This window comes from Rhizobium sp. X9, assembly GCF_018873185.1.
Lineage (GTDB): Bacteria > Pseudomonadota > Alphaproteobacteria > Rhizobiales > Rhizobiaceae > Agrobacterium > Agrobacterium oryzihabitans.
On sequence record NZ_CP071311.1, the window covers coordinates 1,948,127 to 1,963,327 of the forward strand.

Annotated in this window: 14 protein-coding genes; 5 read left to right on the top strand and 9 right to left on the bottom strand. The window is 60.3% G+C overall.

Annotation, left to right across the window (positions count from 1 at the left end; genetic code table 11):
• Positions 1-224: 224 nt before the first annotated feature.
• From metF to ettA, 3 genes are all read right to left on the bottom strand, one after another.
• Positions 225-1,130, bottom strand: coding sequence for a methylenetetrahydrofolate reductase [NAD(P)H] (metF, locus tag JZY08_RS09605; RefSeq protein WP_216330013.1), 906 nt, complete (start codon positions 1,128-1,130; stop codon positions 225-227).
• Position 1,131: 1 nt separating this feature from the next.
• Entirely contained in the window at positions 1,132-2,145 is a 1,014-nt protein-coding gene (locus JZY08_RS09610) for a metalloregulator ArsR/SmtB family transcription factor (RefSeq protein ID WP_035242208.1), read from the bottom strand.
• 164 nt (positions 2,146-2,309) lie between these two features.
• Positions 2,310-3,959: an energy-dependent translational throttle protein EttA gene (gene ettA, locus JZY08_RS09615; RefSeq protein WP_216330014.1), complete on the bottom strand. Its 1,650-nt coding sequence runs from the start codon at positions 3,957-3,959 to the stop codon at positions 2,310-2,312.
• Between the two features lie 127 nt (positions 3,960-4,086).
• Here ettA and JZY08_RS09620 point away from each other — a divergent pair, with 127 nt between their 5' ends.
• The 4 genes from JZY08_RS09620 to JZY08_RS09635 all read left to right on the top strand — a co-directional run bounded on the left by JZY08_RS09620 (position 4,087) and on the right by JZY08_RS09635 (position 8,850).
• Positions 4,087-5,052 carry an alpha/beta fold hydrolase gene (locus JZY08_RS09620; protein WP_216330015.1) on the top strand — a complete coding sequence of 322 codons (966 nt, stop codon included), beginning with the start codon at positions 4,087-4,089 and terminating at the stop codon, positions 5,050-5,052.
• Positions 5,053-5,152: 100 nt separating this feature from the next.
• Positions 5,153-6,355 (top strand): CaiB/BaiF CoA-transferase family protein, encoded by a 1,203-nt coding sequence (locus JZY08_RS09625; protein WP_216330016.1) that lies wholly within the window; start codon positions 5,153-5,155, stop codon positions 6,353-6,355.
• Positions 6,352-8,019: a thiamine pyrophosphate-binding protein gene (locus JZY08_RS09630; protein WP_216330017.1), complete on the top strand. Its 1,668-nt coding sequence runs from the start codon at positions 6,352-6,354 to the stop codon at positions 8,017-8,019. The genes JZY08_RS09625 and JZY08_RS09630 overlap by 4 nt, the downstream gene beginning before the upstream one ends.
• A gap of 78 nt (positions 8,020-8,097) precedes the next feature.
• Positions 8,098-8,850, top strand: a complete 753-nt coding sequence (locus tag JZY08_RS09635; RefSeq protein ID WP_216330018.1) for a HugZ family protein — start codon at positions 8,098-8,100, stop codon at positions 8,848-8,850.
• Between the two features lie 224 nt (positions 8,851-9,074).
• Here the strand turns inward: JZY08_RS09635 and JZY08_RS09640 are convergent, their stop codons facing one another.
• From JZY08_RS09640 to JZY08_RS09650, 3 genes are all read right to left on the bottom strand, one after another.
• Positions 9,075-9,416 carry a RidA family protein gene (locus JZY08_RS09640; RefSeq protein WP_003494829.1) on the bottom strand — a complete coding sequence of 114 codons (342 nt, stop codon included), beginning with the start codon at positions 9,414-9,416 and terminating at the stop codon, positions 9,075-9,077.
• A gap of 48 nt (positions 9,417-9,464) precedes the next feature.
• Complete coding sequence (locus JZY08_RS09645; protein ID WP_082182662.1) at positions 9,465-9,803, bottom strand: TIGR01244 family sulfur transferase; 339 nt, start codon at positions 9,801-9,803, stop codon at positions 9,465-9,467.
• A 130-nt stretch (positions 9,804-9,933) separates the two neighbouring features.
• Positions 9,934-10,767, bottom strand: coding sequence for an aldose 1-epimerase family protein (locus tag JZY08_RS09650; protein WP_216330019.1), 834 nt, complete (start codon positions 10,765-10,767; stop codon positions 9,934-9,936).
• Positions 10,768-10,923: 156 nt separating this feature from the next.
• Between JZY08_RS09650 and JZY08_RS09655 the strand changes: the two genes are divergently transcribed.
• Complete coding sequence (locus JZY08_RS09655) at positions 10,924-12,318, top strand: L,D-transpeptidase (RefSeq protein WP_216330020.1); 1,395 nt, start codon at positions 10,924-10,926, stop codon at positions 12,316-12,318.
• 66 nt (positions 12,319-12,384) lie between these two features.
• Here the strand turns inward: JZY08_RS09655 and JZY08_RS09660 are convergent, their stop codons facing one another.
• From JZY08_RS09660 to JZY08_RS09670, 3 genes are read right to left on the bottom strand one after another with little or no spacing between them, the layout of a single operon-like run.
• A complete protein-coding gene (locus JZY08_RS09660; RefSeq protein WP_175414378.1) occupies positions 12,385-13,590 on the bottom strand; it encodes an MFS transporter in 1,206 nt (401 codons plus the stop codon).
• Positions 13,591-13,636: 46 nt separating this feature from the next.
• The gene (locus JZY08_RS09665; protein WP_253204008.1) at positions 13,637-14,284 is read right to left on the bottom strand and encodes a TetR/AcrR family transcriptional regulator; all 648 of its coding nucleotides are present in this window, start codon (positions 14,282-14,284) and stop codon (positions 13,637-13,639) included.
• 60 nt (positions 14,285-14,344) lie between these two features.
• The gene (locus JZY08_RS09670; protein WP_082182667.1) at positions 14,345-15,061 is read right to left on the bottom strand and encodes a ParA family protein; all 717 of its coding nucleotides are present in this window, start codon (positions 15,059-15,061) and stop codon (positions 14,345-14,347) included.
• Positions 15,062-15,201: the final 140 nt, after the last annotated feature.

Genomic DNA, 15,201 nt, shown 5'->3' on the forward strand with positions numbered 1-15,201 from the left:
GTCATATTATCGAACCTGTCAACAACAGGAGGCACCCATGGGACTTACAAAATCTCTCAATGCCTTGGCAGTCGGTTTGGCGTTTTTGTTCGTAGCGATGATGCTTTTCATCTGACGAGACGTGAAGACCAAACGCAGTTAAGAACCGTAGATGACACGAATTTAAAAAGCGCAGGCCCTGAGGGACCTGCGCTTTTTTCATGGCGGAAATCCGCTGATCGACATCAGGCGGCGCTGCGGCGCAGACGCTCCAGCCCGAGATTTTCAAGCACCGCATCAACCAGCGGCGCACGGTTCATGGTGTAGAGGTGGAATTCGCTGACACCCCGCCGCTGCAAGTCGGCGATCTGCTCGGCGGCAACTTCCGCAGCCACGCGGGCGCGTCCTTCGAGGTCGTCGTCATAGCCGGCAAAACGCTCATCCAGAAAACCGGGAACGCTGGTGCCGCAACGGCCGGCGAAACGCTTGAGCTGGGTGAGGTTCTGTATCGGCATAATGCCCGGCACCACCGGAATGGTGATGCCAGCCGCTGTCACCCGCTCCATATAACGCTCGAACACGTCATTGTCGAAGAAGAACTGTGTCAGCGCACGGGTAGCGCCATTATCCGCCTTGCGCTTCAGCATATCGATATCGACTGCCTCGCTCGCGCTTTCAGGGTGCTTTTCCGGATAGGCGGAAACGGAGACCTCGAAATCGCCGATCTCGCGCAGCCCCTTCACCAATGCGGCAGCATTCTCGTAACCTTCCGGATGCGGCTTGTAGGCCGTGCCGATGCCGGTCGAGGGATCGCCGCGCAGCGCCACGAAATGGCGAACGCCGGCATTGCGAAACTCCTCGACAACCTGATGCACATCGTCACGGCTGGCATCCACGCAGGTCAGATGCGCGGCGGTCGGCAGATGGCTGTCCCCGATCATCCGACGCACCGCATCCAGCGTCGGCGCCTTGGTGGAGCCGCCAGCGCCATAGGTGACGGAGACGAAATCCGGGTTCCATTTTTTCAGCTCTTCAACCGTCTCCCAGAGGTGGGTTTCCATCTCGGGATTCTTGGGCGGGAAAAATTCGAAAGACAACCGGATATCGCCCCGGATCTCGCCATTGTGGCGCGCGGTTTCCGACCTCAACATATCATGCCCTCCCGGAGCCAAGTAAAACCACCTCTTGCACCACATCGTCTGCCATCAGCAGCCGCTGGTCGCGGGCAACCCATATTGTCACGTCCAGAGATTCATCGGACGCTCGTTCAGAATGAAGATCAACGGCGCGCTCCAGAGAAAGCCCGGCCTTTTTCAGCCATTCTTCCATCAATGGATGCGAAAAACCGAGCCGCACATGCGCATGTTCATCGCGCAGATATTCGAAGGAATGCGGCGCAAGATCGATGACGATCAGCCGGCCACCGGGACGCAGCATGCGTGCTGCCTCGGAAAGCGCGATCTCCGGCTGGTCGAGAAAATGCAGAACCTGATGGATGACGATAAGATCAAAATCCTGGCCCTCCAGCGGCAGGTTGAGAATATCGCCATGGCGAACGGATGCATTGATCACGCCCGCCTTGTCGAGATTGGCGCGCGCCACCGACAGCATGTCACGGCTGGCATCCACGCCGATTGCCCGGCGATAGATGCCGCTCAGAAGCTGGAGGATGCGGCCGGTGCCGGTGCCGAGATCGAGAAGCGAATCGATGGGCGTGGTGCCCACCAGCTTCAAGAGCGCGCCTTCCACGGCTTCGTCGCTCACATGCAGGCGGCGCAGCTCGTCCCAGGCGGATGCATTGCGGCTGAAATAATCCTGCGCCCGCTCCGCCCGCACCCGCTTGACGGCAGCAAGGCGCTCGCCATCGCGCTGGAGCACGGCGTCGGAAGGCGATGTAGCGCCAAGCAGCTGCCTGACGACGACGGCTGGCTCGCCATCCTGCCGCAAGCGGAAGTACGCCCAGGCCCCTTCCTGATAACGCTCGATCAGCCCTTCTTCCGTCAAGAGCTTGAGATGACGGGAGATGCGCGGCTGCGACTGGCCGAGAATTTCGGTAAGATCGGTGACTGTCAGATCGCCGGCCGCCAGAAGCGCCAGCAAGCGAAAGCGCGTCGGCTCTCCGGCCGCCTTCAAGAGATCCACCAATTTGTCCAAACCGAACGCCACGTCTGCCGCACCTCGCAAGCTAATCAACATATAAAGATATCTTTATGTCGATGCGACTTCGGATGCAAGCGCATTTTGCTGCTCGCTTTCCTTCGGCCCCATTTATTGCATGAGAAAAGGCCCGCTTTGGGGCGGGCCTTTTTTAATCGAATGCGTAAAGGGGATCAGCGCGTCAGGCGCTTGTAGCTCACCCGGCCGGGCTTGATGCTTTCCGGGCCGAGGCGGCGGACCTTGTCCTTTTCGTAGTCTTCGAAGTTGCCTTCGAACCATTCCACGTGGCTGTCACCCTCGAAAGAAAGGATGTGGGTGGCCAGACGGTCGAGGAACATGCGGTCGTGGCTGATGATAACGGCGCAACCGGCGAAGGCTTCCAGCGCTTCTTCGAGCGCTGCCAGCGTTTCCGTATCAAGGTCGTTGGTCGGTTCGTCGAGCAGCAGCACGTTGCCGCCGGCCTTCAGCATCTTGGCGAGGTGCACGCGGTTACGCTGACCACCCGAGAGGTTGCCGACCTTCTGCTGCTGATCGCCGCCCTTGAAGTTGAAGGCGCCGCAATAGGCGCGCGAATTCACTTCGAACTTGCCGAGCTTGATGATGTCGTTGCCGCCGGAGATTTCCTCCCAGACGGTCTTGTCACCCGCCAGCGTATCGCGGCTCTGGTCGACATAACCGAGCTGAACCGTCTCACCAACCGTGACCGAACCGCTATCCGGCTTTTCCTGACCGGTGATCATCTTGAACAGCGTGGACTTACCCGCACCGTTCGGACCGATGACGCCGACGATGCCGCCGGGCGGCAGCTTGAAGGAAAGGTTTTCGATCAGCACGCGGTCGCCATAGGACTTGGTGAGGTTCTCGGCCTCGATAACCACGCGGCCGAGACGCTCTGCAACCGGAATGACGATCTGCGCATCACCGGGACGGCGGTTTTCCGCCGCTTCAACGAGCTCGTCATAGGCCTTGATACGCGCCTTGGACTTCGTCTGGCGGGCCTTGGGGCTGGAGGCAATCCATTCGCTTTCGCGGCTGATTGCCTTCTGGCGCGAGGCGTCCTCGCGGGCTTCCTGCTGCATGCGCTTGGCTTTCGCCTGCAGGTAAGCGGAGTAGTTGCCTTCGTAAGGGATGCCGCGGCCACGGTCGAGCTCGAGAATCCAGCCCGTAACGTTGTCGAGGAAGTAGCGGTCGTGGGTGATCATCATCACGGCGCCGGGATAATCGCGCAGGTGCTTTTCAAGCCACGCAATGGTTTCCGCGTCGAGGTGGTTGGTCGGTTCGTCGAGCAGCAGCAGGTCCGGCTGCGACAGCAGCAGACGGCAGAGCGCCACACGGCGGCGTTCACCGCCCGAAAGACCTGTAACGGCCGAGTCGCCGGGCGGGCAACGCAGGGCGTCCATGGCCATTTCAACCTGGTTTTCCAGATCCCACAGGTTCTGGCTGTCAATGATGTCCTGAAGCTTCGCGCCCTCATCCGCCGTTTCGTCGGAATAGTTCATCATCAATTCGTTGTAGCGGTCGACGATCGCAGTCTTGCTGGCCACGCCTTCCATGACGTTTTCCATCACGGTCTTGTTTTCGTCGAGCTTCGGCTCCTGCTCGAGATAACCGAGCGTAGCACCTTCGGCGAGCCAGGCCTCACCGGTATATTCCTTGTCGAGACCGGCCATGATTTTCAGAACAGTCGACTTACCGGCGCCGTTAGGGCCGAGGATACCGATCTTGGCGTCGGGGTAGAAGGAGAGGTGAACGTTCTCCAGAACCTTCTTCGCGCCATAGGCCTTGTTCAGCCCGGCCATGTGATAGATGAATTGACGTGCCATTGTAGCGAATGCTCCACATCGGATTTTTAAGAGTACGTATCGGGAAATTTGCCGCTATGTAGGGTAAATAGGACCTTGGGGCAACCTCTGGCACGATTATGACCCCATGATTATGACAAGGGACATTATGGCAGGCGCGATAACGAACGACACGACGGACGACTTCGCCTTCGGCCGGATTGAAAGGCTGGAGGCCCCCTCTGGCGCATCCATCGCCTTTCGCCACCAGCCCTCCCTTCTTTCCCCGGCGCGCGGCGTGCTGATGATCTGCCATGGCCTTGTCGACCATGCCGGGCGTTATCGCCGTCTTGCCGACGTCATGTCGAAGCAGGGTTTCGAAGTCTATGCGCACGATCACCGCGGCCATGGCCGCACGAAGGCTGCCGACGCGCCTCTCGGTCGCTTCGCCTGGAAGGACGGAGCGGACAAGGTCGTCGCCGATGTCATGGCCATGCGCCGCATGGTCGGCGAAAGACATCCCGGCTTGGCCACGATCCTGTTCGGCCATTCCATGGGCGGCCTAGTGGCCCTCAACACCGCCGTCAGCCACCCGGATGCCTTCGATGGCCTCTCCATCTGGAATTCCAACCTCAATCCCGGCCTCATGGGCCGCGTTGCGCAGGTTTTGCTGCGGCTTGAAAAGATGCTGAAAGGCTCGGACGTGCCGAGCGCCATCCTGCCGAAGGCGACCTTCCGCGCATGGAATGCCAGAATGCCGGAAAAACGCACCCATGCGGACTGGCTGAGCCACGACAAGGCGGCGGTGGACGCCTATGCGGAGGATCCACTTTGCCAGTTCGAGGCCAGCGTCTCTCTCTGGCAGGATGTTTTCCAACTTTCCTATCGCGGGCCAAAACTCATCGAACGCCTGCCGAAAACCCTGCCGCTGCTGCTCGTCAGCGGTGATCAGGACGCAGCCACCAATGATGGCAGGGAAATCGTCTGGCTTGCCGAGCGCTTTCGCCAGGCGGGTTTCAGCCATGTCGAACATACGATCTACCGGGGCATGCGGCACGAGACGCTGAACGAGATCGGCTGGCAGGCCGTCGCGGCGGACTTTGCCGCCTGGTGCGGCCGCATCGTCGGCGATTGAGGGGCCTTTGCCGAAACGGAATAAGTCCATGAGATAAAATCACATGCGACGCGGCAAGCAGCGGTCTATAAACCGGCAGACACAAAATACCGGGGGACCGATGACCGACATGCCGAACAGGAAACCGCCGCTATCAGGCATTCGCGTCATCGAGCTGGCGCGGGTTCTGGCCGGTCCCTGGGCAGGGCAGATGCTGGCCGATATGGGTGCCGACGTCATCAAGGTCGAAAACCCCGAGGGTGGCGACGACACCCGCACATGGGGACCGCCCTTTGTCGAAAGTACGGATGGCGAGAACCTCTCCGCCGCCTATTATCACGCCACCAATCGCGGCAAACGCTCCATCGTCGCCGATCTGAAGACACCGGAAGGCTGCGAGCTGGTGCGTCGGCTCGTGCGCACAGCCGATGTCGTCATCGAGAACTTCAAGCGCGGCGGACTTGCCAAATACGGCCTCGATTATGAGAGCCTGAGAGCGCTCAATCCGAAGCTGATCTATTGTTCGATCACCGGCTTCGGCCAGACCGGGCCCTATGCCGATTTCGCCGGATACGATTATATCGTGCAGGGCATGTCCGGTTTCATGTCGATCACCGGCGAGCCCGACGGCCAGCCGATGAAGGCAGGTGTGGCGGTTGCCGATATCTTCACCGGCATCTATTCCGTGTCAGCCATTCAGGCCGCACTGATCCACGCCATCCGTACCGGCGAAGGCCAGCATATCGATATGGCGCTTCTCGATGTGCAATCGGCCGTGCTCGCCAACCAGAACATGAATTACCTGATTTCCGGCAGGCCTCCCGTCCGGCTCGGTAACGCTCACCCGAATATTTCCCCCTATGAAGTGGTGCCGACGGCCGATGGTTTTCTCATCCTTGCGGTTGGCAATGACGGCCAGTTCCGCCGCCTCTGCAACATCCTCGGCATCGGCGTGATTGCCGATGACGAGCGTTTTACAACCAACAAGGCCCGCGTGGCGCACAAGCAGGACGTGCGACAGATCGTGTCCACCGAGACGCTGAAATGGCAGAAGCGCGATCTTCTGACCGCCTGCGAGAAAAATGCCGTGCCGGCCGGACCAATCAATTCCATCGAGGAAATGTTCGCTGACCCACAGGTGAAGGCCCGAGGCCTTCGCGTCGATCTCGAGGCACAGGATGGCACCGTCATCCCCGGCGTGCGGACACCCATTATCATGTCCCAGACCCCGTTGCATTACGAACGCCCGAGCCCGAAGCTCGGTGAGCATCAGGCACAGGTGCTGGCCGAACTGGAAAACATCCAAAGGACCACGACGCCATGAAAGGAACCGGAATGAAAAGAACCGGCGGAGAACTGATCGTCGAAGCGCTGAAAGCCAATGGCGTCTCCCGCGTTTCCTGCGTTCCGGGCGAAAGCTATCTAGCCGTGCTGGATGCGCTTTATGAAAGCGGCATCGAAACCGTGGTCTGCCGCCAGGAAGGCGGCGCCGCCATGATGGCCGACACCTGGGGTCGGCTGACCGGCGAACCCGGCATCTGCATGGTGACCCGCGGACCGGGCGCCACCAACGCCTCGGCCGGGCTGCATATCGCAAGGCAGGATTCCATTCCGATGATCCTGTTCATCGGCCAGGTGCAGCGCGAGGCCCGCGAGCGCGAGGCGTTTCAGGAAGTGGAATATCGCCGCGCCTTCACCGAATTTGCCAAATGGGTGGGTGAAATCGATGATGCGCGCCGCATTCCGGAATTCGTTACCCGCGCCTTTGCCGTCGCCACCTCCGGCCGCCCCGGCCCCGTGGTGCTGACGCTGCCCGAAGACATGCTGGTGGAAGAGGTCGAGGCGCCGGAAGCAAAGCCCTATACGCCTGTGGAAGCGCATCCCGGTCCGTCGCAGATCGCCGCCTTCTCGAAAATGCTGGGCGAGGCCAAGCGGCCCATCTTCATCATCGGCGGCACGCGCTGGTCCGAGGAAAGCGTCGCAGGCTTCAAGGCATTTGTGGAAAAGAACAAACTGCCCGTTGGCTGTTCCTTCCGCCGCCAGATGCTGTTCGATCATTTGAGCCCATCATATGCGGGCGATGTCGGCATCGGCATCAACCCGGCCTTGGCGAAGGAGATCAAGGAAGCCGATCTCGTGGTGTTGCTCGGCGGCCGCCTCTCGGAAATGCCCTCCTCCGGCTATACGCTGCTCGACATTCCTTACCCGTCGCAGAAACTCGTCCACATCTATCCGGAAGCCGAAGAACTTGGTCGCGTCTATCGTCCCGATCTCGCAATCTGCGCCTCGCCCGATGATTTCGTCGCCGCCCTTTCCTCCGTCACGCTTTCGGCCAATGCCGCCTGGGCGGACCGCACGACCAGCATGCATTCGGCTTACCTCACCTGGTCAACCCCACCGCAGACCGGCCCCGGCGCGGTGCAGATGGGTCCGATCATGGACTGGATCGAGGCCAACGTGCCTGACGATGCCATCTTCACCAATGGCGCAGGCAACTATGCTACCTGGGTACACCGCTTCCACCGTTTCCGTCGCTTCAACACGCAATCGGCCCCGACCTCCGGCTCGATGGGATATGGCCTGCCGGCGGCGGTGGCCGCCAAGCACCTCTTCCCAGAGCGCGAGGTGATCTGCTTTGCCGGCGACGGCTGCTTCATGATGCACGGGCAGGAATTCATCACCGCCGTGCGGTACGGCCTGCCGATCATCACCGTCCTGGTCAATAATAGCACCTACGGCACAATCCGCATGCATCAGGAGCGGGAATATCCCGGCCGCGTCAGCGGCACCGATCTCGTCAACCCGGATTTCGAAGCCTTTGCCAAAGCCTATGGCGGCCACGGTGAAACGGTCGAAAAGACGCAAGACTTCGCCGCCGCCTTCGAACGGGCGCGGGCAAGCGGCAAGCCGGCCATCATCGAGGTGAAGCTGGATGCGGAAGCGATCACACCCACCCGCACGCTGACCCAGATCAGAACGCGGACCTGATATCACTCCGATTTTGATGATGGACACGGCTCCGGCATGGTGTAAATCCTGACTGGAACATACAGGTTAGGAAATAACATGCCGGATGCAGCCACTCCCGTCATCACCCCACGCGGCGCAAGGATCGAACCCTCGGCCGGCGCGCCTTTCGAAGCCGTGCGCGTGGCCCGGGATGTCCTGCACACGTCCCGTACGGCGGCGCTTGCAACCCTCGATCCGCTCAGCGGTTACCCCTATACGACCGCCACCAATATCGGCATCGAGCCTGATGGCACCCCGTTCTTCTTCGCGGCGGGCTTGACGCTGCATGCCCGCAACATGGAGGCCGATACGCGCATCTCGCTGACACTTGCCCCCTTCGGCAAGGGCGACGCGCTGACGTTGCCGCGGCTGACACTGGTGGGCAAGGCTGAACTGCTGGGTGCCGAGGAAGTGCCGCTCGCCAGACAGCGCTACATCGACCGTTATCCCAAAGCGAAACTTTATCTCTCCCTTCCCGACACGCGGCTTTACCGGCTGCGGACGGAAGGCGTGCAGATCAATGGCGGCCCGGCCCGCAATGCCAGCAACATCACCCCGGCCGATCTGCGCACCGATCTGTCAGGCGCAGACGAACTGATGGCGGCGGCGGAAAGCGAAGCCATCCGCCTCAACGCAATCAAGGGCGAAGCGGCCCGGCTCGCCGTTCTCGCCGGCGCAAAGACTGGCCGCTGGACGACTACCTCCATTGACCCGGATGGCATCGATCTCGCCTCGGCCAGCGATCTGGCACGGCTGTGGTTTGCGGAGCGGGTGACGACGTTGAAGCAGTTTGAGAAGGCGCTTGCTTAGCTTTTGAAGTGACGTTTCCAAGCGATTCACAAACCTGGGACAATCCCCTCTCCTCCGTCATGCTCGGGCCTGTCCCGAGCATCTGCTACCTATCAAATTGCGATAGGTGATTGGAGCCTCGGGACAAGCCCGAGGATGACGAAACGAACGTTTCGAATTTCCCATCAAAAAAGGCCGGGCCGCTTTCCGCGACCCGGCCCTTTCTTAAAAACTCAGACGGATGCTCAGAGAGCAGCGGTCACGATGAACTCAACCTTGTAGTCCGGCGTTGCCAATGGTGCACCGCTGGTGGCGCGGGCCGGTGGGTTTGCCGGGTCGATCCAGCCTTCCCAGACGGCGTTCATTTCGCCGAAGGTAGACATGTCGGAGAGATAGATGATCGTCTGCAGGATCTTCGACTTGTCCGAACCGGCAGCGGCCAGCAGGCGGTCGACTTCAGCGAGAGCAGACTTGCTCTGTTCCGTAACGCTCGTGCCTTCGCCAACCTGGCCGGCCAGATAAACGGTGTTGCCGTGAACGACGGCGCCGCTCATGCGCTTGCCGGGCTCGATACGCTTGATGGTCATGGAAAACTCCTGTTGATTGGCATTTAAAATAGAATGACGCGCGGAAAATCAGCCGCGCAGGTGATGGGTCTTTTCGTAGATCGCCGTTGAGCGGGCGCCGGAACGGCAATAGCCGAGCATCGGGCGCTGCAATTCATCGAGCGCATCCACCATGCCGGTAACGGCATCGGCATCGACGCCATAGCGGCCGACCGGCACATGCATGATGGTGAGGCCCAGCTGTTCGGCACGCTCGGCAATATCGGCGAAAAGCGGCTGGCCCTCTTCTTCGCCATCCGGGCGATGGCAGACGATCGACTTGAAGCCGAGTGCCTTCACCTCGTCGAGATCGGCAACGCTGATCTGTCCCGTGACCGAATATTCGTCGTCTATACGCCTGATATCCATCTTAATGCCTCCGCTGAAACCGGCGCCTGCGTGCCGCTGGCACGCTCTCGCCACCGTCTGAAATCCGCATCCGATGTAAGCGGTCAAAACCCCTGCGTCAATGATACGGCGTCTTCATTCGGTACGCCATTCAGAGGATGGAAAAGCGCAGCCCATAGGAGCGGCTTTCGCCCGGCTGCAGCATGTTGAACTCGCCGGAAGCCTCCAGCTCCCCGCGCCCGACCCAGCGATGCGAAACCGGCTCGATGCCGAGCACATTGGCTGGCTCCTTCTGGTTGCGCCACATCTGGAGATAGGGCAGCGTCTCCGTGCGAAAACGCACGGTCAGCGTCCTGCCGCCAATGGCCGCAATCGGACCAAGCGTAAGTGACGCCCACTCGTCCTTGCCGGCGGGCACGCAGAATACCGTGCCCGGCTCCTCGCCGAAACGCCAGCCATGGCCACCGTCATCTAGCATCGCACCTTCAAGGCGAACGGCGTCGTCAAAAAGGCGTGCGCCGACATTCATGTGGTACATGAGAAAGACCGGCATCGGCCGCGCACTCGTGTTGACGATCCTGTCATCGAGGCTGACTTCGCCGCTTTCCCCGTCGATACGCCATGTCCGCTCCAGAAGGGCCGTGCCGCCATCGGCAAGCTTCACGGGAACCTCTACGCGCGCCAATGCATTGGACTGATGAACATCGAACGCGATGATCATTGCGGGATGGGAGGAGAAGGACCCATGCAACGGATATCGACGCCCCTCTCCGTCACCGTCAATCGGCTCGGGATGGCGGATATGATCGGGACCGCAGGTGAACAGGAAGCCTTCCAGCGAGTGGTCGATGCGCGCATCGCCATCGTCGGGAATGGCGCGGCCGGGCGCGATATCGATGCCGTCGACGACACAGGAGCCAATATCGAAAACGGAGGTTTCATCGAGGAAAATGCGTGGCGATTTGCCAGCCTGAAACGAGCGCAAGACAACCTCCCTATGGCAGTAAAAACGCATAACTCACGGAAACGCTACTAACCGTGACGGAAATTAAGATTGCATTAACCGCGAATTCACCTTTTTCACAATAGGGTCAAGATTGCGGTGTGTTTATCGGTGAACGAAGTAAGGGATAGCAGAATCGTGAAACAGTTTCTTAACGCAGCTCTGGGTCTGACGGTCGCCGTGGCGTCGGTTTTCGCGCCGCTACAGGCTGGCGCGCAGCAGCGTTATGGTTATGAGCAGCCGGTTCTGGTGACGCCGGATGGCCGCGTTCTCGATTTCGTGCCCGAACGCGGTGATATCGTCATCAGCCGCGACGCGATGGGCCGTACTGTCTTCTACGACCAGTACGGCAATCTGCTGGCCACCGAAATGCCCTCGGGTTACCAGCAGCAACGGCGCCAGCAGGCGCGCCAGCGCGACACCACCTATTACCCGCCCGCCCCCGGCGGCCAGTATCGTGAGCCGCAACGCGACTACGGTTATCAGGACAATGGCAGCGTACGCGACTATCGCGAATATCGCGGCAATGGTTCCGACGACAATGTCTACACCGGCTCCGTTCCCGCACCCGGTGCGGTGGAAAGCGGCCCGCTCGGCCAGCCGATGCCCGGCGAAAGCACCACGGCCGCCGTTCCGCAGCCGGAGCACCTGATCGAGCGCCACACACCGGTGACCACGCCGGTCAACCGTTCCCGCCAGGAAATCGTCGCGCTCCAGACCTTCCTCGATCGCGAGGGCATCTCGCCCGGCGTCATCGACGGCAAGATGGGTGACAACGTCAACAAGGCCATTGCCGCCTGGCAGGACATGACGGGCGAAAAGCTCGACCCCAACAATTCCGAAGACATTCTGGAGCGCCTGCGCGCCTCTGGCGGCATGCCGATCGTGGACTACACGATCACCGCGGCCGATGCCGCAGGTCCCTATGTCGCCTCCATTCCGGATGACTATGCCGAGAAATCGCAGCTGCCCGCGCTCTCCTTCACGAAGACCTCGGAGGCGCTCGCCGAACGTTTCCATATGGACGAAAACTATCTGAAGGAACTAAACCCTGGCATCGATTTCTCCGTGCCCGGCACCATCATCAAGGTCGTCAATCCGGGTGAGGCGAAAAAAGGCCAGGTCGCCCGCATCGTCGCCCACAAGGGCATCAAGCAGGTCTTCGCTTACGGTCAGGACGGCAATCTGATCGCCGCCTACCCGGCCACCATTGGTTCCACGGATACGCCCTCGCCGAGCGGCACGCACACGGTCGAGCGCATCGCGCTCAATCCGGGCTACACGTACAATCCGAAGATCAACTTCAAGCAGGGTCAGAACGACAAGATCCTGCAGATCCCGCCGGGTCCGAACGGCCCGGTCGGTACGGTCTGGATCGCCCTGTCGAAGCCGACCTACGGCATCCATGGAACGCCGGAGCCGTCCAAGATCGGCAAGACCAATAGCCACGGCTGTATCCGCCTCACCAACTGGGACGCAACCGAGCTGGCAAAAATGGTCCGCCCCGGCGTTGTGGTCGAATTCGCGGAATAGGATCGACCAGAATAAAAAAGAAAAAGCCCGGCGGTTGGGTCCGCCGGGCTTTTCCTTGTTGGAATTTCAGCCGCGCTTTTCCGTGAGAAAATATAGAAGGGCGGCCACCGGCAAGGCAAAACCGATCCACGAGGCGGCTTGCCACTCGCCGACCGCATAGGCCCAGCCGCCCACGGCGGAGCCGATCGCCCCGCCCATGAAGAATGTCGCCATATAGATGCCGTTCAGGCGGCTGCGGAATTCTGCTCCGAGCGTGAAGATGGCGCGCTGACCGAGCACCAGATTGGTGGTCACGCCGAAATCCAGAACGATGGCCGCAATCACCAATATCCCAAGCGCAAGATGTGATCCTTCGGGCGCAAGATGGGTGACGGCAAATGACAGCGCCACCGCCACCAATGCCAGGAACGTGGCCGCATAGGTCCAGCCCCGGTCGGCCATGCGCCCCGCAATCGGCGCGGCGACGGTGCCCGCCGCACCAGCAAGCGCAAACAGCGCGATCTCACCCTGGCTGAGGTTGAAATGCGGCCCGCTCAGATAAAGCGGCGTCGTGGTCCAGAACAGGCTGAACGCGGCAAACAGGAAGGCATGATAGATCGCCCGCCGCCGCAGGAGCGGCGTATGCACAGCCAGCCTGCCCATCGAGGCCATCAGCGCGCCATAACCAAGCCTCGCCTCAGGCACACGAGGCGGCAAAAGCCGAAAGAGCACGACGGCAAGGACGGCCATGACGCCCGCCGATATCATGAAGACACCGCGCCAGGACACCACTTCGGACAAAAGACTGGAGACCGGCCTTGCCAGCATGATGCCAGCCATCAAACCGCTCATGACATTGCCGACCACTCGCCCACGGGAGGCATGTGGCGCCATATGGGCCGCATAGGGAACAATGACCTGCACCGCCACGGAACTGACGCCAACCAGGAATGCGGCAATCAGAAACGGTGCCGCATGCGGTGCGAATGCCGCCGCCAGAAGCGAGAGCACCGCCATGGAAACCGTGCTGACCACCAGCTTGCGATTTTCAACCAGATCGCCGAGCGGCACGACGAACAACAGGCCGACGCCGTAACCGATCTGCGTCAGGGTCACGATCAGACCGGTTGCGCCTGCAGACAGGCCAAGCTCCGCCCCGATAATGCCGGCAAGTGGCTGGCCATAATAAAGATTGGCCACGATCAATCCGCAGGCGGTCGCCAGCAAAAAAGTCAGGGCCGGGGAAATGGATGTCTCGAAAACATCCTCCCCTTCAACTACACGCGTCGTCATCATTTTCTCCAAAATGGAAACGAATGTTTCCTAAATAGTCACAAAATCATTCGGCGAGCTTCATGGCGATAGTCACCACAGCCGTCATTTCTTCCAAACTCCGCCCCGTCTTTCCCACAACGCGCATGCCGTACATCATGCACAACATTGCCCGGGCCAGATCATCGGGGTCGGTTTTCGACTGGACGGAACCATCCTTTTGCCCCTCGGCCACAAGCCGGGCGACGATGCGCTCCCTCGCCTTCACCGCCCGCTCGACCACGACTGCGATGCCGTCGTCCAGGGCCGCCAGATCGGCAGCGGCGCCGACAACCAAACATCCATCGGAACCCGAGCCGCCATGCGACCGCTCCGCATAGAACATCAGGCCGGCCCGCAGTCGCTCACGACCAGTCGCGTAACCGGCAACGGCAGCTTCGAAGCGCTCGGTCTGTATGATCCGGTAACGCTCCATCGTGGCGATGAACACGGCCTTCTTGTCCTTGAAAGCCTTGTAAAGACTGCCCTGCGCCAGTTCCATCGCATCGGTGAGATCACCGACGGAGGTGGCGTGATATCCTCGCCTCGAAAAAATGCGGATCGCGCCGTCGAGCGCACGATCAATATCGAATTCGCGCGGCCTGCCGCGATGGCGCTGTTCCGGGGAGTTGGGCTGGTGAATATTGGTCATGGCGGCAATATAGGAAACGATCATTTCCAAATCAAGCGAAAATAATGCCCGCACCGCAAACGGCCCAGGCATTGGGAGTGCCGTTCAGGCGGCCTTGCGCGTAAGAAGGCGTGCAGGTTGCGCGCCGAGCCTCAACGGTCGCTTCGGCAGAAGGCCGAGCACCTCGCCTGCGAAGGCCTTCGCGTTCTCCACCGCCTTGTCAATATTGCTGACCTTGTCCTTATCAAGACAGAGAAGCGTGCCGCCATAGTCGAAAATATCGCGATAGGCCGCTCTCTCGACAATCGGCGTATTGAGCACCGAGACATTCTTTTCCGCCAGCAGCATTTTGACCAGCAGCAGCGAACGCGTCGCCACCATGGCGTTGACCCGTGTCAACACGATGGAATGGGCGATAGCCTTGCCCATCTTGCGGTTCAGAAATTCGATGTGATCCAGAACCTCGGCAGCGCCGCGCGCATCCATGGCAGAGCCCTGCACCGGGATCAACACGTGATCTGAAATACCGAGCGCCATGGTCAGCAGCGGGCTTTTCGCGCCCGGCAGATCAATGATGAAACAGTCGGTATTGGTTTTATTCTCGCGAATATGGCCTTCAAGCGAAGCCATCGTTACATGCGAAATCACCGAGAGATTTTCGATCTCGCCGGACAGATCGTGCCAGCGGGAAATCCACAATTGCGGATCGGCATCCAGAACCGTCACGCGGTGGCCGCTGCGGGCCAGTTCGGTTGCCAGAAGCAGCACGGCAGTGGTTTTTCCCGCGCCGCCCTTGGTGTTGGCAAAAGTAATGACAGGCATGATATCCCCTGTTGATCAGAGCCATTTCATGCTCATTCACGCACCGAGCCGATCATGGTGCTTTCTATAACCTTAACGAACATGGTTAAGAAAAGACTAAGATCGTTTTTGGGGACAACAAAAAAGCCCGCGATAAATCG